The sequence below is a fragment of the Paenibacillus sp. oral taxon 786 str. D14 genome, assembly GCF_000159955.1.
Lineage (GTDB): Bacteria > Bacillota > Bacilli > Paenibacillales > Paenibacillaceae > Fontibacillus > Fontibacillus phoenicis.
Genome location: NZ_GG695973.1, coordinates 225,068 through 241,760 on the forward strand (window position 1 = coordinate 225,068; position 16,693 = coordinate 241,760).

At 47.6% G+C, this 16,693-nt stretch carries 16 protein-coding genes; all 16 read right to left on the reverse strand.

All coding sequences use genetic code 11. The features are described 5' to 3' along the window. Nucleotides 1-56 precede the first annotated feature (56 nt). Complete coding sequence (locus POTG_RS07815) at nt 57-2,339, reverse strand: GH32 C-terminal domain-containing protein (protein ID WP_036644676.1); 2,283 nt, start codon at nt 2,337-2,339, stop codon at nt 57-59. Nucleotides 2,340-2,342: 3 nt separating this feature from the next. Continuing rightward, complete coding sequence (locus POTG_RS07820) at nt 2,343-4,808, reverse strand: PfkB family carbohydrate kinase (RefSeq protein ID WP_009224285.1); 2,466 nt, start codon at nt 4,806-4,808, stop codon at nt 2,343-2,345. A gap of 20 nt (nt 4,809-4,828) precedes the next feature. Beyond that, nucleotides 4,829-6,463: an extracellular solute-binding protein gene (locus tag POTG_RS07825; protein ID WP_009224286.1), complete on the reverse strand. Its 1,635-nt coding sequence runs from the start codon at nt 6,461-6,463 to the stop codon at nt 4,829-4,831. 109 nt (nt 6,464-6,572) lie between these two features. Continuing rightward, a complete protein-coding gene (locus tag POTG_RS07830) occupies nt 6,573-7,469 on the reverse strand; it encodes a carbohydrate ABC transporter permease (protein WP_009224287.1) in 897 nt (298 codons plus the stop codon). A gap of 12 nt (nt 7,470-7,481) precedes the next feature. Next, nucleotides 7,482-8,435, reverse strand: coding sequence for an ABC transporter permease (locus tag POTG_RS07835; protein ID WP_009224288.1), 954 nt, complete (start codon nt 8,433-8,435; stop codon nt 7,482-7,484). Between the two features lie 231 nt (nt 8,436-8,666). Continuing rightward, nucleotides 8,667-9,635, reverse strand: a complete 969-nt coding sequence (locus POTG_RS07840) for a LacI family DNA-binding transcriptional regulator (RefSeq protein ID WP_009224289.1) — start codon at nt 9,633-9,635, stop codon at nt 8,667-8,669. Between the two features lie 193 nt (nt 9,636-9,828). After that, on the reverse strand, nt 9,829-10,194 hold the full coding sequence (locus POTG_RS07845) for a GntR family transcriptional regulator (RefSeq protein ID WP_009224290.1): 366 nt from the start codon (nt 10,192-10,194) through the stop codon (nt 9,829-9,831). Beyond that, nucleotides 10,191-10,847 carry an ABC-2 transporter permease gene (locus POTG_RS07850; RefSeq protein ID WP_009224291.1) on the reverse strand — a complete coding sequence of 219 codons (657 nt, stop codon included), beginning with the start codon at nt 10,845-10,847 and terminating at the stop codon, nt 10,191-10,193. Before POTG_RS07850 ends, POTG_RS07845 begins: the two co-directional genes overlap by 4 nt. Continuing rightward, complete coding sequence (locus POTG_RS07855; protein ID WP_009224292.1) at nt 10,840-11,697, reverse strand: ABC transporter ATP-binding protein; 858 nt, start codon at nt 11,695-11,697, stop codon at nt 10,840-10,842. The genes POTG_RS07850 and POTG_RS07855 overlap by 8 nt, the downstream gene beginning before the upstream one ends. A 157-nt stretch (nt 11,698-11,854) precedes the next feature. Then, entirely contained in the window at nt 11,855-12,754 is a 900-nt protein-coding gene (locus POTG_RS07860; RefSeq protein WP_009224293.1) for a manganese catalase family protein, read from the reverse strand. Between the two features lie 110 nt (nt 12,755-12,864). After that, complete coding sequence (locus POTG_RS07865; protein WP_016311267.1) at nt 12,865-13,287, reverse strand: OsmC family protein; 423 nt, start codon at nt 13,285-13,287, stop codon at nt 12,865-12,867. Between the two features lie 22 nt (nt 13,288-13,309). After that, nucleotides 13,310-14,056, reverse strand: coding sequence for an amino acid ABC transporter ATP-binding protein (locus POTG_RS07870; protein ID WP_009224295.1), 747 nt, complete (start codon nt 14,054-14,056; stop codon nt 13,310-13,312). Nucleotides 14,057-14,075: 19 nt separating this feature from the next. Beyond that, on the reverse strand, nt 14,076-14,720 hold the full coding sequence (locus POTG_RS07875) for an amino acid ABC transporter permease (RefSeq protein WP_009224296.1): 645 nt from the start codon (nt 14,718-14,720) through the stop codon (nt 14,076-14,078). A 92-nt stretch (nt 14,721-14,812) separates the two neighbouring features. Next, nucleotides 14,813-15,700, reverse strand: a complete 888-nt coding sequence (locus POTG_RS07880) for a transporter substrate-binding domain-containing protein (protein WP_036644787.1) — start codon at nt 15,698-15,700, stop codon at nt 14,813-14,815. An 80-nt stretch (nt 15,701-15,780) separates the two neighbouring features. Next, a complete protein-coding gene (locus tag POTG_RS07885; protein ID WP_036624286.1) occupies nt 15,781-16,431 on the reverse strand; it encodes a TetR/AcrR family transcriptional regulator in 651 nt (216 codons plus the stop codon). A 179-nt stretch (nt 16,432-16,610) separates the two neighbouring features. Then, nucleotides 16,611-16,693, reverse strand: an 83-nt coding sequence (locus tag POTG_RS23695) for a sigma factor-like helix-turn-helix DNA-binding protein (protein WP_269724330.1), incomplete at its 5' end; no start/stop codon positions are given.

Here is a 16,693-nt window from a genome sequence, read left to right on the forward strand (position 1 = left end):
GAGACCTGCCGCCCTGGCAGGTCTCTTCCCTATCAAAACTCCAGCTATAGTTATCCTCACTGCCAGATAGATTTCATGTCCCAAACTTCCATCGACCTAACCACGAGCTCTCCATCTCCCCAAATCTCCAGCCCTAGAGCATCTCTGCGGCTCGGATAGACTCGGGTGGTCAGGCTTTTTAGTCCATTGGCATAAGCTTCAACCATCGAACGGTCCAAAAAGAGATGCAGCTTTAAATTTTCACCGAACAGATCCAATCTGCCACCCTGAATTCCTTTGCACTTCTCTCGTGGATGCAAAGTCGTTTTGGTTCGATCGACCAAGAGTTTACCTTCAACCTTATCGTAGTACAACAACGTTTGCTCTTTCCCATCCGGCGTACACCGCACTTTAATTCCGAGTTGTTTGGCTTGTACCGATTCCAGTTCCACAAGGATCTCAAGCATGTCCCCTTTAATGCCCCTCAGCAGATCATTGGTCTCTGCCATTGTCTTGTCCTGAATCGACAACCGCTTTGCGCCACGCAAGGATTGAAGCTCTTGGATCGGCTCAATTCCCAGGCGTCCATCATCCCGTAAATAAACGCTTAATGGCAACCCGGCATTATGGGCCCAGCCCGATTGATACTCCAGCTCGGCCGTCCGGTCCCCTTGGGCTATCGTAAAAATGATCTTCCTTCCGGTCTTCGGATCCACCATGCCGCTGGGTCCAGTAAAATGGAAGTCACCCACATCAATCAGCTCTGGTTCTTCCTGATCTGGAATAAACGAGAGCTCTTCCTTATCCAGCCGCCCAATCCAGTAAAACACTTCAACGTCCGCACCTTCTCCGACTGGGCTGACCAGAAGCAGATGCTTGCTTTCCCCCTGCTTGTCCGCGCCAAGCGGAAGCAGAACCGGAAGCTCCCAGATTGGTCCAAGATAAGGGAACTTCTGAAGATCCGCTTGGAAAAACGGTCCTTTGTACGTCCAGTTCAACATATCCTTCGAAACAAAGGCCAGGGCAGCCCCGCCTGCACCTTCGATCCCCGACCCCACTAGGGCATACCAACCGTCATCATCCTTCCAGACAAACGGATCTCGGAAATCGCCGAAAGCCCCCATCCCTTTTTGCTGTACGATGAGAGGCTCCGGATGCTTCACCCACTGAACCAAGTCCGAATTGCCATCCGTTAAGTAAGTACTTCGGGCAAGGGCCACGCTCTGATTTGGCGAAGCACTGTCATTTCCCGCCGTAAAAAACAGGACCGGTAAACCGTCCGCATCATAAGTGGCGCTGCCTGACCATATACCATCCGGGGCAAGTCCATCCTTCTCAGGGGCAAGTGCTACGGGAAGATCACGCCAATGAACGAGATCCTCACTCACCCAATGTCCCCAATGGATCTGATAGAAGTACGGACCTAACGGATTGTGTTGATAAAATAAATGATACCGCCCCTCGAAATAAATCGGTGCATGTGGTTCGTTCATCCAATGAGCAGGAGGGCTGACATGATACTGCGGCCTATGCCAATCTAGCAGAAGCGGAGCCCGATCCAGCTTAATTTCATCATAGGGCACCTGAGGTTTGATACCGCCATATAGGGAATCAAGCACTTCCCGATACGATGCGGCTATTTCCTCTCCACTTAATGCCCGTCGATAAATCTTCAACTCATCCAAGATTCCGCTGAACATTTGGAGGTGAAATACTCCGGCCCAACGGCTGCTGTGATTATTTTTGCCGATTAGTAAATCTGTACCTACAGCCTCAACCATTCGAGAACCGACAGGTACCTCAGATGAAGCAATTGCTCGGCCATTCAAGTACAGCTTAATTTCGCCTCGATCCCCATCAAAAACCGCATTAACATAGGACCATTCATGCTTGGGCAACTCACAGCCGTCCGGTGACCAAACTTCCTTCCAGCCCCCTTGATCAAGTCCCAACTGAAAAGACCATCGTCCGTGCCGGAACATCCCCAGCAGATAACCCTGGTGACGATCCCGATGATGACGGTTCACAATAGCAGCCAGCTTCCCTTCATACCCCCAGTCATAGGAGCGCGGCGCCACCCACACCCCTATGCTTAAGGCTGACAACAGCTTTGGCTCCTGCATCCTGTCCATTTCTCTGGCTGGATGGGTGATAAAGGTCGAATAACCGTCAAACAGGAGGCCCCTTCCTACAACTCCTTGTCTCCATTGCGGATCAACAGGCCCGGTGAATTCAGCTTGATTAAATACATACTGAATCTCATCCCATGAAAGAGATACCTGCTCTAGAGCGCTTCTTCCGGCACCTTCATCAAATGCCCAGTACATCATTAATTCTTGGTCTCCTGCGAGCCGACGCATCAATCATCCCTCCTGACACGCCACTTGCTTTGGAGAGGCGTAGGGAATCTCAACAGACTTCAATGTATGAATCTGAAGGGAATTTAGTATAACCTCCCCGGATTTCGTGATGACTTCAAACTGCTCAATCGGAGATTCCGGAAAAATTTGATCCGTCATTACGACAAGTCCATGATTCCCGTACACTTCAACCGCATTGCGATCCAGCCAGACATGCAATTGGATTTTTCCGTCTACCGCCGCCATGTTAACCCCATGCTTGGTCGCAAACGACGGATGGAAATCAATAATCCCGGATTGGGTGCGATCGATGAATAGCCATTGAGTCCCGGGATCATAACCGATGATAATCTCGTCCTTCTCCAACGATTTTAACTTGATCTGCACTTCCTCGCCGGAACGGATATCAAGTTCCACCTCAATTTCTAGCAAATCTTCCTTCAGCTTCTGCCAAAAGGGAGCTTCTGGCGTAACCGTAACTTCCTCCCAATGCAATGACGCTTTGCGCAGTTGCTCCACTTCTCGGACAGGTAATTGAATCAATCGTACATTCCCATCCTGTTCATTCAATGTCAAGGCGCGTGGTAAAGTCATTGCGCCTCTCCAGTTGCCTGTAGGCGTCTCGTTGGCGTACTTCCAATTACTCATCCATCCAATGATCACTCGTCGTCCGTCTTCTTTAGGGAGATCTGACCAGGTGACCCCGGCATAATTGTCTCTCCCATAATCCAGCCACAGAATTTGATCTGACGCGTTGTCATTAATGAACGTGTTTCCGTCAAACTCACCGATAAAATACTGCGTACGCGATCCTTCCGGACAATTCGGATGATCGCCGATGCTGATAATAAGTACCCATTTTGAACGTCCGGTATCCCCTATCGGCAATTCAAACAGATCCGGGCATTCCCAAACGCCGTCATGCGACCCTTCTTCTTTACCGAATACACCGGACAACGACCAGTTCAATAGATTTGTAGATTGATAGAAACGAACGTGATCGCCCGCCACAAGCACCATAATCCAACGCGCGCTTTCAGAATGCCAAAATACTTTTGGATCCCGGAAATCAACCAGTCCTTCTTCTTCAAGAACAGGATTCCCCTCGTACTTGTGCCATGTCAATCCCTTGTCCCTGCTGTAGGCCAAGCTTTGCCGTTGACGCGGCTGTCCGGTTTCCGGATGGGTATCCGCATGGGTGAAAATGGCCACCAAACCATGGGAATCTTCGAACAATCCGCTGCTATTCTTCCAATCCACCACACAGCATCCGGAGAAAATAGCACCATGCTCATCCGGGAACAAAGCGATCGGCATATGTTCCCAGTGCACCAGGTCTTTACTTATCGCATGGCCCCAGTGCATTGGTCCCCATTGATTTCCGTAAGGATGGTGCTGATAAAATAAATGATAGCTTCCTTCGTAATAAACCAGTCCATTAGGGTCGTTTAACCAATGGGATGGGGGAGAAAAGTGATAGCCCGGTCTAAACCGTTCTTCTTTATGCTGCGGAGTAGACTCCAGCATCTGATGGATATCCTCGATAGTTGGCATTGCTCCAAGTGCCCCTTTCCGTGTTGTCACTAACGCTCCTCCGGCATTTGCAAAAGCCAGCATGTTCGTGATTTGCGAGGACGTCAGTTCTTTCAGCGGGATTCCAACCTCCAGGATTTTAAATAACAAGCATCCAAGAAAAGCATCACCGGCTCCCGTTGTATCAACGACCTCGACTCGAAACCCTGGGACATAACCGTCTTTACTTCCTAAACGGTAGTAGCATCCTTTTTCCGCCAAAGTGACAACGATCAACGAAATATCAAATTGCTGGGCTAGCTTCAGGGCCCCTTCCTCGATATCATGTGTCCCTGTAATAAAGGACAACTCTTCCTCGGATATTTTCAAAATATCCGCGTATTTCATTCCCCAAAGCGTATTCTGCTTAATCTCTTCCCGACTCTCCCACAAAGCAAACCGAATATTCGGATCGAAAGAGAGTAGGACACCTGCATCCTTAGCCTTAAGAACCGCCGTTCTAGTTGCGGTACGAGCCGGCTCATGGGTCATGGATACCGTTCCGTAATGCAAAACCCGGCTTGAAGCAATCTTCTCCAGCGGAACATCCTTTGAATGCAAGAAGGTGTCTGCCCCTGGCTTCCGAATAAAGCTGAAGGATCGATCCCCATGATCGTCTAAATGGACAAAGGCCAGCGTGGTGCTCGCTTCACGCGTATACGATACTCCGGTAACGTCAACACCAGCGTCTTGCAAAGTTTGATGAAGCAAGGAACCAAACTGATCTTCCCCCACCTTACTAATCAATGCCGAGTGAGAACCTAACCGGGACAGCGCAGCCGCCACATTAGCCGGAGCTCCCCCAGGATTACATTCGAACTGCTCGTTCCCTCTTGATGAACGGCCTGCCGGTGTAAAATCAATTAATACTTCCCCGATTGCGATGACATCAAGCACGGTTTCTCCCCACCTATCGACTATTTATTTAGGTTTGCATTATAGCGATCCAACCCGGTTTGATAGAGTTCCATTAATTCATTGAGGCCCATTTTCTCCAATGTTTTGACGTAGTTATCCCACTGTTCATCGACGCCGCCATCCACGATGAACTTTCCTCTTTGCGTATTTACGTATTTGATTAACTCAGGCTCAATTTTGTTGATTTTGTCCAATTCCTCAGGTTCAAAGAAGATGCTTGGATAGTTTTCTTTTTCCATGTAAGGGTTGTAATACTGCTCCAGATCTTTAGCACGTTGCTGAGCACGTGGTTCCATATCCACCACTTTGCCGAAATCTTCAAACGTAATCACGCCTGGTCCACCAGAACCCGGGGCAACCTTTTGCCGGAACTCGCCTGCAGAGGTACCTTCAGGAAGCGGCAGATTCACCAATTTCCCATTTTCATCTTTCTCGAAGACGACACCCAGCGGACCCCAGTGAATTTGAGCGGCCATGTAAGGCTCATATTGCTGATCGATCCAACGCATGGTGATTTCCGGATACTTGTTTGCTTTGGTAATCACGAAAGCCCCGCGTCCCGGCCCCCCGCCATTGGCACGTCCGATTAACTGATCTCCATTAGGTCCTTTCAGCGGCGACAGCAGAACATAATCCTTACTGCGCTCCGGCCCGACAACCTCCTCGATTTCCCACCAGATGTAAGACCCAAGCGTCTCTTCTGTCGATTTGCCTTTAGCCAGATATTGCGCTGCATCCTGGGTAAAGGATTCGGGATCAATCAGACCTTGTTTGTACCATTTTTCATGGAAGTATTTGAGCGCCTCTTTGTATTCAGGCTGGGTTGCGGTGAAAATGACCTTGCCATCACGAACGACTCGATGTTCCAGGTTATCCGGAAGTCCAAACGCACCAAAGATTCCGGCGATATCCATACACCATTGCATATGCATAAAGCTGAGCGGAATTTCATCCAGTTTGCCGTTGCCATTCGGGTCCTGTGTTTTAAAGGCAACCAGGGCCTCCGTATATTCATCCAGAGTTTGCGGCACGTTCAGCCCCAGCTTATCCAGCCAGCTTTTATTGATCACATGAAAGAACGGGTTCGTTCCGAGGTTATTATCTTCCCAGGATGGAAGTCCATAGATGTGTCCGTCAGGCGCCGTGATCGTCGATTTGATATCCGGCCGTCGTTCAAAAAGCGCTTTCAAGTTTGGCGCATATTGATCAATTAGATCTTCTAGCGGAATTATGGTTCCGTCCTTACCATAATTAATAAGTTCATAATCGGTAAATCCAGCTGCGTAGAATGCATCTGGCAAATCCCCACTGGCGATTAACAGGTTTTTCTTCTCGGTATAGTCGGTATCCGGAATGTTCTCCCAATTGATCTTCACGTTTGTTTCCTTCTCTAATCTCTTAAAGATCTCCATTTCGGAATACTCGGGTGCCAATGCGGCTTTTGGAGAGACCATGGTTAAGGTCACGGTGTCGTTTACAATCGGAAGACCCGTCTTGTTGAAATTCGTGTCTTCCACCGAGCTATTGGCCTGATTCTTGTCCCCGTCGCCGCTGTTCCCCTTGCCCGAACATCCACTTAGAACAAAGGCTCCGGCTAAGACAAGAATCCCCATTTTTTTGTGCCATGATTTCATTGAACATAACCTCCCTTGAATTCGTCCTACTCGTTTCATTACACACCTGTTCCATTACAATGAAATGGCCCTTAGCCTTGCATCCCCCCCTTCAAGTACGTCGTTAGCATCAGCCCTTGATCGATCCGATCATCACGCCCTTAACGAAATACTTTTGGAGGAATGGATATAAAATGAGCAACGGCAAGCTGGATACGATGATGACACCGTATTTGATCAATTCGGTAACGCGCATTTTGGCCGCGTAAGATTCCACATCAATCATCATCCCTGAGTTCACCTGATTTTGGACAAGGATGTTGCGGAGCACCAGTTGCAAGGGATACTTGTTCTCGTCACTTAGGTAAATCAAAGCATCGAAGAAGCCATTCCAAAAGCCAACCACATGATAGAGCACCATAACCGCTAAGATGGACTTGGACAAGGGTAAAACGATGCTCCAGAAGAATCTGGTATTGGAACATCCGTCAATCGAAGCGGCTTCCCACATTTCATCTGGGATAGTGGATTGAAAGAAAGTTCTGACGATAATCACATTAAATACGCCGCCCGCTCCGGGGAGAACTAGTGCCCAAATCGTGTTCAGCATGTGAAGATCTTTAATCAGCAAATAGGTTGGGATTAGCCCGCCACTAAAAAACATGGTCACCATCAAAAACCACATAATCGCTGATTTCCCCACTAGATCTCGACGAGCCAGCGGATAAGCCGCAAATACGGTGACGGCCACACCAATAATGGTTCCTAAAGTTGCGTAAAGGATCGAATTAGCATATCCAATCCAAATGGAGGAATCATTAAAAATCCGTTCATAGCCATCCAATGTGAAACCTTTCGGGTACAGCCAAACCTCCCCCGAATAGATATAATTAGGATCACTAAATGACGCGATCAGTACAAAGTACAACGGAAATAACACGAGCAGCATCACGATGGTTAATAAAGAATAGTTGATTACATCAAACCAAACGTCCCCTCTGCTCTTTCTTTTCAGCATGGAATTCAAGATGGACCCCTCCTACCACAAGCTAGTTTCTGTCAACTTCTTAGCGACTCGATTGACAATGACAATCAGGATAATATTGATCAGCGAGTTAAACAGGCCAACTGCTGTAGAAAAACTGTATTCTGCTTTCTGAATCCCCATTTCGTAGACATAAGTCGGGATGATATTAGAGGTGGCATAGTTCAAATCGCTTTGCATCAGGAAGGCCTTCTCAAATCCGATACTCATGATGTTGCCCAGCGCAAGAATCAACAATATCACGATCGTTGGCAAGATCCCTGGAATATCCACATTCCAGACACGCTTCCATTTACTTGCTCCATCCATAATTGCAGCTTCATGCAGTTCCGGATTCACTCCGGCAAGAGCTGCAAGGTAGATGATCGTGGAAAAGCCGGTTTCCTGCCAAATCCCGGACAAGATATACAAAGGACGGAACCAACCCTCGTCAGCCATAAAGAGAATGGGATCTCCTCCAAACCAGGTGATGATATGATTTACAATTCCGCTATTTGGAGATAAAAAAACGTTCAGCATCCCTACAAGCACAACCGTAGAGATAAAGTGCGGAGCATAAATTACCGTTTGAATAAATTTCTTATATCTCTTGCCGAGCATTTGATTGAGCATAATAGCAATGATGATTGGCGCCGGAAAACCAAATAGCAGCGATAAGAAACTAAGTGACAGCGTATTGGTAATGATGGTCCAGAAGTTATACGAATCAAAAAATTCGATAAAGTGTTGGAATCCGACCCATTCACTCCCCCAGATCCCCTGACTTGGCGAGAAGTTTTTGAATGCGATTTGGACGCCGTACATCGGATAATACTTGAAGATGAGATATAGAATAATGATGGGTAGCAGGAACAGATATAATTCATAATCACGCTTTACCCTGCTCCATTTGCTTTTCCGATGAGGTTTGATCATCATCATATCCTCCCCGCTGGTTCTTGAGGCCATGAAAAATACTCCCTTTCCATAGTAAAATGATCTTCAATTTTGAAACGTTTCCAATTTGTTATGTGCAGAATTAGGTAAATCTATCCCATTAATCATCTGAAATCGTTGATATTATTCCAGTGTTTATCATACAGATATGACAATTTGAAACGTTTCCAATTTTGCTAAGAAAAACTTCAGTTTCTCAAAGGAATCAGAATAAACTGAGGTTTTTCTTTCCTTTCGAAGGAATCAAGTCGTTTCACCTTGCCTGTAGGTGACGGGGATCCGATAGACCTGCTCTGTCAAAGGTTTCCCTTCGATCTTGCTGTAAAGCAGACGAATCGTCATCCGAGCCATTTTTTCTACCGGCTGCCTGATCGTTGATAAGATCGGATGAAAGAAAGGATTATCCTGAATGCCGTCATACCCTATGACCTTGACATCCTCGGGAACACGGATGCCTCGTTGGCGTGCTCTTTCGATATAGTTGGCAGCCAGCATATCCGTAATGGCAAAAATGCCATCCACATCTGAATATTCATGAAAGAACTCATTAAAGTAGGATTCGTCATCTACAATAGGATCTGGTTTCTCATAAACCACATGTTCGACACCTAAAGCCTCCGCCTCGTGAATGAATCCTTTTTTACGATTCATGGTTTCACTAAATACCGAAGTGATACTCCCGATAAAAGCAGGTTTCCGAGCACCGGCTTTAACTAACTCCCGTAAGGCGATGCGTCCTCCTTCAAAATTATCCGAAGTCACGCAGGTGATTTTCTTGTTAAAATGCCGATCAATACTCACGATTGGGATATCATGACTCACATTATTTTCGATATCGTTGTATGTGATCCCCACAATACCAGCCACTTTGTTTTGCCGAAGCATATCCAAGTAGTACAACTCTTTTTCAGGCTTCCCTCCGCTGTTACACAACATCAGCTTGAAGCCTTCCCGATCCAATTCATCCTCTATGTAATAAGCCAATTCAGAGAAGAATGGATTCCAAATGCTTGGAAGCAAGAGAGCGACCATCTTGGACTTTTGCATTTTGAAATTTCGAGCGACTTCATTGGGAATATAATTTAACTGCTTAATTGCTTCTTCCACTTTTCTGCGCGTCTTGGGTTTGACAGCCCCCGAGTTATTGATGACTCTGGATACGGTTCCCACGGCGACGCCAGCTAAGTTGGCTACATCCTTAATGCTTGCCATATGACCCCCCCGAGCTCTCTTATGTCCCCTATCATAGCATCAAACTGGAAACGTTTCAATAATTATTTTGGAAACGTTTCAAAATTGTAAAATTTAAGGTCTATCAAACCGAAAAAGCCGCTATTGCGGCTTTTTGTTCGACAGTTATTGCTCAATAATGAGGGGGAAGCACGATATCCCAAGATCGGTAGGATCAGTACACCTTCTTCAACAACTCAATCATCTCATCCAAGGTCAGACCAAAGGACTTGTAATAGGACACTTCGCTAGCCAACTGTTCCATCACCATTTCGTAGCGGATGCGCTGCATCTCTTCGGGGGAAAATTCAGCGACAAAACACCCTTTGCCGGTCACCGTATGGATCAAGCCGCGCCGCTCAAGTTCTTCCCACGCCTTCTTGACGGTGATGACACTCACCCGCAGCTCATGGGCGGCTTGCCGGATGGGCGGCAGGATATAGCCGCTCTCCAGCTCCCCTTTTAGAATTTGGGCGCTGATTTGCTCGAACAGTTGCTGATAGATCGGTTTCTCCGAAGTATTGGATATCGCGATGTTCATTGGATATCCACTTGAAGGAATCGTTTGACCGCCATCCGGTAAGCCACTGCGGTAAGCGCAATGAAAATCACGATTCCTGCGATCAGAATATAGGCTTGAACTGCCAAATGATTCGCTTCCGTCCCATAAAACATACGATTCATCCCCGAATTCGCGATCCCGATCCACTGGGTGATCCCTGCAAACAATGTAGCTGCTACAGTGGAGATCAGCAGTGCCATACCAAATTTATACGCCGTCTTGTAATACATCGGAATAAAAATCAGGTTAAAGATCGCCAGCATCACCAAACAGAGACCAAAGAATCCTAAGTTCGGCGGGAAGAAGAAGTAGGTTATATCCGAATAGAAGCGCTGACTGACCAGGCCAAAGATTAGGGCAATCACCACATGCGCTAATTCCAGTCCGGTGATCACGATAATCCGCGCTTTCACAATGTCCCGTTTCGTAACAGGCATCATCGAGGTAAACATCAAATCGTTTTGTGCTCTCAGTTGGTTAAACATATTGGGGATGGTGATCCAACAAAAATACAAAATCACTATGAAGTAAATCCAGCCAGGAACAAACATCAAAACGCCCATTAACACAGGCATGCTCAATAATAGAGGATGTACACCCAGTCGGATATCTTTTCGGATCAAATTAATCATGGTTCTGCCCCCCTTTTCTCGCATAGTAAATCATAATATCCTCTAAGCTTGGCGTGGCGGCTCGGATTCCCGAAGTCGGGTCAAAGTCATCCGCATGGATCAAGCCCGTAAAGCCAAACGAGTTCGTTTTGTAGGAAATCATCCGGTCCTTCACCTGTGCAAGCTGGCCCTCGGAACCGTTCACGAGGAGATAGGATTCTTTGAATTCATCCTTCTCCCCGCTCAGCACAATTTGCCCGTTTGAGATAAAGGTAATATAATCTGCGCACTTCTCCAAGTCGGAGGTAATATGGGTGGAGAACAGAATGCTCACCTCGCCATCAGCAATCAGCTCCTGAAAAAGATCCAGCAGGTCATCCCGTGAAGCTGGATCCAGCCCGCTGGTCGGCTCGTCGAGGATCAGCAGCTTGGCCCCATGGGACAAAGCAAGCGTCAGGCTGTATTTGACCTTCATGCCCGTTGACAGTTCGGCGATCTTTCTATTCTCATCCAAGTTAAATCTCTTCATGTAGGAGGAGTAGATTTGATCGTCCCAATTTTCATAAAACCTCTTAATGGTATCCGTCAACGTCTTAATCTTACTGCGCGTGTAAAAATCAATGCTCCCGAAAGCAAATCCTATCTCCTGCTTTAATTCCAGCTCATGTTCCGCCATGTTCTTGCCCAGAATGTAAACCTCACCGCTGTCGATCCGAGTCATATTTAAAATCGACTTGATCGTCGTCGTTTTCCCTGCACCGTTAACTCCGATAAAGCCCATGATGTATCCCTTCTCCAACTGGAAAGAAACATCCTTCAGCTCAAAGGCGGGGAATTTCTTATGAATATGTCGAACATCTAATGCCAGCATGGAATACCCCCTCTTTTTAAATTGTGTATATCGTGTATACACAATATATCACGGATGGGAGGAAGCGTCAATCGAAGGCTGCCTTTCATATGTAAAAAAAACACCCGCTCAACAATGCAGTTGACGGGTGTTCAAAATCAGAGTATTCGTACAAAACTCAGAGCCCAGCGGCGCGTTGCAGCCGTTTCGCGATTTCCACCAAATCCTCTGGCGATATGCCGGGGGCGAATTCCTCCTGAATCGGCTCCAGTTCTGGAATTTCGCCGCTGTACCCCGGCAGTCCGGCAAATGCTTCCAGCCTGCCGCCGTCCGTCGGATGCTGGCCGCGCCAAATTTGGGCGATGCCGTGATAGTCATGATCGCTGAACGTATACAATCTGCGATGCTCACCAGCGGCTTCCCAAGGACGGGTCGCATCAAACTTCCGATTTTCAATTTTCGGGATGGGCAGCATTTTGGTGACATCCACTCCGGTTGCGATCTCAAGCGCCTTCGCATACGCCAACACGTGCACGCCGCCGCGCACAAGAAGATAACCGATCATTGCTCTGGCCGTCGGATGATCGGTCATTTCATAGACGCGGGCCTTATGCGTCCGTGCACCACACTCCAGGAAATAGTTATGCAGCAAGTCGAAGATCAAGTTGCCGCTGCTAACGACGTACGATCCGTTCCAAGGACGCCCCATTGAGTCATACGGCAGAGAGGTCTGAGCGGATTCAATATAGTGAGGGGAGAAACGAAGATCCTTCGTATTCCCTAACGGAGTGGAATCCGGATCCCCGGGACGAGTCGTACCTTCCAGCATTAAATTGATCGTATTCGACACCAGCTCAACGTGACCAAACTCCTCTGCCGTAATACTCGCGACGAGGTCGTAAAACGGCTTGAGCTTGCTTTTTCCCCGGAAATTAAAGGACTGAAACAAATAGTTATTTAGCGTCGACATTTCACCAAACCGTCCGCCTAACAGTTCCTGAACGACGCTGGCGCCATTCGGATCCGGGGCTTTCGGTCTGGGCAATTCAATGGCCAATCGGTTTACGCGTTTAAACATGCATGTACCTCCCCATAAGTCTCAATTACTAAAAGCCTACGGGGATAGCTCGGATATTATGCCGGACGGGTATTGATCGTCCGAAGCTTTGGTGTGGAAGTGCCTTTTGTTTATGGCTGGAAAACCTCTTGACCGTTGAGAATCAGTCTGTAGCTGATGTCGGCCTTCAGCGAGTCCGATACAGCACAATATTTCTCTTTGCCCATTTGAATAGCTTTCCAAATTTGATAATCTGGAATGTCTCCTTCAACGCGGAAGATCAGCTCAATGGCGGTAAAGCCGGACGGATTCTGCTCTTTCCGGGTACCGTCCGCTTCGATCTCTAGTGAAGTGATCTTCTCAAGGAATGAATTCAGAATCATGGTGATGTCAATGCCGATACATCCGGCCAGTCCGGCCAGCAAAAGCTCCATGGGTGTTGCACCTGTGCCGTCGCCGCCGTATTTTGGCGTAGCGTCCATTCTTACCGGATAACCGGAATCCCCGACTGATGTAAACAAACGTTTTCCATTCCAGGTTGTCATAACCTTCATCATCATTACCTACTTTCTGTTGTTAATGCTCCTGAAGTTGATTGATAAACTTACGAGCTCTTTCGGACTCCGTATTCTGAAAAAAAACTTCCGGTTCCTGCGATTCCACAATTACACCGCCATCCATAAACACGATCCGATTGGCGACCTGACGGGCAAATTTCATTTCATGAGTGACGATGACCATCGTCATCCCATCCCGGGCCAGCTGGCGCATAACTTCCAGCACCTCTCCGACAAGCTCGGGATCAAGAGCTGAAGTAGGCTCGTCAAACAGCATGATCGCCGGCTCCATGGCTAATGCTCGGGCAATTGCCACCCGCTGCTGCTGGCCGCCGGACAGCCTCGAGGGATATTCATCCTTCTTCGCCAACAGTCCAACCCGATCCAGCAGTCGTTCGCCGATCTGTACGGCTTCTTCTTTTTTCATTTTCTTCACAGATAACAGCGATTCGATCACGTTGCCAAGCGCTGTCTTGTGCGGATATAAGTTAAACTGCTGAAAGACCATTCCCGTATGACGACGAATTTCACGGAAGGCGGCCTGTTTCTTCTTAGACGGCATGGATGCGTCCACTCGAACACCATTCACCTCAAGCGATCCGCCGTCCAGCTCCTCAAGGCCGTTCAGACATCTCAGCAGGGTGCTTTTGCCGGAACCACTTGGTCCGAGCAGCACAACGATTTCTTTGGGAGCTACATGCAGATCAATGCTTTTCAACACCTCTGCTCCGTTAAAAGACTTGGACAATCCTGTCGTTTGAATCATATTTGCTCCACCTCATGCCTCAATATACTTTGGACAACTGCTTCTCCACCGCATTCAGAATGGCCGAGAACACAGTGCTCATGATCCAATACATGGCGGCGATCCCAACGAAAAAAGGCATATAGACATAATATTGAGCGATCAGCAGCTGCGCTGAACGCAGCAACTCGGTGACCGTAATGGCCGACACCAGCGCCGTCTCTTTAAGCATTCCGATAAAAGTATTACCCATAGGCGCAATGGCCACCCGAGCTGCTTGCGGCAGAATGATTCTTCTCATCGTCATCCAGCCCGTCATGCCCGTCGCATAAGCGGCTTCCGTCTGGCCCTTCGGAATTGACTGAATCGCCCCTCTGAACGTTTCAGACAGATAGGCGCCCACGTTGATGCTCAATGCCACATAAGCGGCTGTCAGCGGACCCAGCGTAATTCCGTAATCTACAACCCCGTAATAAACGATAAAAATTTGGACAAGAAGCGGCGTACCTCGAATAACCGACACATATACGCGGGCAATTCCGCGAACCAGCCAATTCCCTTTTAGTCGCGCAATCGCAACCACCAAACCGATGATCAGTCCGAAAAACATGGATACAACCGTAACAAGCAGCGTGTAATAAGCACCTTTCAGCAAGAAAGGAAGGTTATCCCATACCAGATTCATTGTCGTTTGAATCCCCTTTTGATTCCATGGTTAAAGCGAGAAGGCCATGAAAGAATACGAATTCTTCAAGGCCTTATCCTTTTCACGATTCTTTATTCTGCCGGCGGCTCTTCGCCAAACCATTTTTGGAAGATAGTGTTATAGGTGCCATCCGCTTTCATATCGGTCAAAGCCTGATCCAGAGCGGCCAGGAATTCCGGGTTATTTTTGCGGATCGCGATACCCGCTTGGTCGGATTTGATCGCATCGCCCACCGCTTTAATTTTATAGCCGTTTTTGTCGACAATGGGTTTCAAGGCGTACAAGTTATTGATGGTGGCATCGATCCGTCCCGCATTCAAATCCTGCAGGGAAGTAATCACATCGTCATAGGTTTTGATCTCGAAGTTGCCAACCTGCGGCAGCACGTCATTCCGGAGATAGGATTCATCGTTTGTGCCGAGTCCCACGCCGATATTTTTCCCTTTAAAGTCTTCCAGCTTCGTGATCGAGTCATTATCCTCTTTTACGATGATTTTAACTTCGTTCGTAATATACGGCTGGGTAAAATCAATTTGCTGCTTGCGTTCGTCAGTAATCGTAACCTGGCTGATAATGGCATCGATTTTTCCAGCCTGCAGACTAGGAATCAGTCCAGAGAATTCCTGCGGAGCAAACTCGACTTTAACGCCGAGCCGTTTGGCTACTTCTTTCGCAACGTCAGCATCAAAACCATCGATTTCCTTGTTTTCATTCAGGAAATTGTAAGGAGCGTAAGTCCCCATAAGCCCTACCTTTATCACACCCGCTGTTTTAATTTCGTTCAATAAATCACTTCCGGTATTTGCGGAGCTTCCTCCGTTCGCCGCATTGTTGGAAGGAGCCGAGCTTGGCGCGTTATTGCCGTTATTGTTAGAACCGCAGCCAGTCAATGCCAGAACTACGAGCAATACGGCGGATAATGTTAGAAACAGCATATTTCTGGATTTCTTACTTTTCAGCATGGATGATCTCTCCTTTTTATTTATTGGGTAGCAGAATGGGTAAAATTCCGAAACGGCAGATCATTATCCAATCAAAGCTAAACACCAAGCAAACCAAAAAATTCGAATCTGGCCGTCTCCGCGGCAAGCTGCTGAGCCGTTTTGGATTCGATCCCGCTGCCTGGCGGCGCGAACCCGAGCAACCAACGTGAAATGACGCCTTCGATCAAGCTCATAATCATCGTGGCACGGAATTCAGCATCGATGGAAGCCGGGAGCATGCCTAACTCAATCGCCCTGCGAATGTTAAGAAGAAAAGAGTTCTCCATAGCTGCTCTCGTTTCCCGGATCGCATGGCGAATCGTTTCAACCCCTTCACCTCTGCCGAAAATAAGCTCTATTAAATACCGGTTGGATTCGGCAAACCGAAACAGACTTTCCAGCAGAGCTTCGGAGGCATGTACCATGTCCTGCACCGATCCTGCTTCCCGTCGGTATCCATGACGGATGACGTCAAGCAATTTTTCCCGGCCTTCCTTCACAATTTCCAGCGCAATCGCTTCTTTGCTTTTGAAGTACCAGTAGAACGTCCCTTGAGCCACACCCGCCTCAGCGACAATATCGGAAATTTTTGTTGCATGATAGCCATCCTTGGCAAATCGCTTCATGGCAATTTGCAGAATATGCTCTCTGCGATCACTGTTGATTTGGGCTTCTTTCTCTCCGCTCAATCTGTTCCCACCCCACATGATTGACTAGTCAGTCAGTTTGTAATTAAATCCTATAGGATTTATATGATATTGTCAACCCATGAATGAATTACGCAAAATCATGACCCATTCAAATCGCTATGGAAACAAAAAAAGCGAGTTCTGCGCAGCAACGCAAACCCGCTTTTTACATCATCATATTTCAATCAACCGCAACATTATTTCTTCTTATAAAACTCATGATACAGCTTCATGAGCGCTCGCTTCTCAATTCGTGACACGTAGCTGCGGCTAATGCCGA

Excerpts from the sequence above, each read along its gene's own strand:
- POTG_RS07815 (WP_036644676.1), bottom strand. The coding sequence starts at position 2,339 with ATGCGTCGGCTCGCAGGAGACCAAGAATTAATGATGTACTGGGCATTT.
- POTG_RS07825 (WP_009224286.1), bottom strand. The coding sequence starts at position 6,463 with ATGAAATCATGGCACAAAAAAATGGGGATTCTTGTCTTAGCCGGAGCC.
- POTG_RS07835 (WP_009224288.1), bottom strand. The coding sequence starts at position 8,435 with ATGGCCTCAAGAACCAGCGGGGAGGATATGATGATGATCAAACCTCAT.
- POTG_RS07840 (WP_009224289.1), bottom strand. The coding sequence starts at position 9,635 with ATGGCAAGCATTAAGGATGTAGCCAACTTAGCTGGCGTCGCCGTGGGA.
- POTG_RS07845 (WP_009224290.1), bottom strand. The coding sequence starts at position 10,194 with ATGAACATCGCGATATCCAATACTTCGGAGAAACCGATCTATCAGCAA.
- POTG_RS07850 (WP_009224291.1), bottom strand. The coding sequence starts at position 10,847 with ATGATTAATTTGATCCGAAAAGATATCCGACTGGGTGTACATCCTCTA.
- POTG_RS07855 (WP_009224292.1), bottom strand. The coding sequence starts at position 11,697 with ATGCTGGCATTAGATGTTCGACATATTCATAAGAAATTCCCCGCCTTT.
- POTG_RS07860 (WP_009224293.1), bottom strand. The coding sequence starts at position 12,754 with ATGTTTAAACGCGTAAACCGATTGGCCATTGAATTGCCCAGACCGAAA.
- POTG_RS07865 (WP_016311267.1), bottom strand. The coding sequence starts at position 13,287 with ATGAAGGTTATGACAACCTGGAATGGAAAACGTTTGTTTACATCAGTC.
- POTG_RS07870 (WP_009224295.1), bottom strand. The coding sequence starts at position 14,056 with ATGATTCAAACGACAGGATTGTCCAAGTCTTTTAACGGAGCAGAGGTG.
- POTG_RS07875 (WP_009224296.1), bottom strand. The coding sequence starts at position 14,720 with ATGAATCTGGTATGGGATAACCTTCCTTTCTTGCTGAAAGGTGCTTAT.
- POTG_RS07885 (WP_036624286.1), bottom strand. The coding sequence starts at position 16,431 with ATGTGGGGTGGGAACAGATTGAGCGGAGAGAAAGAAGCCCAAATCAAC.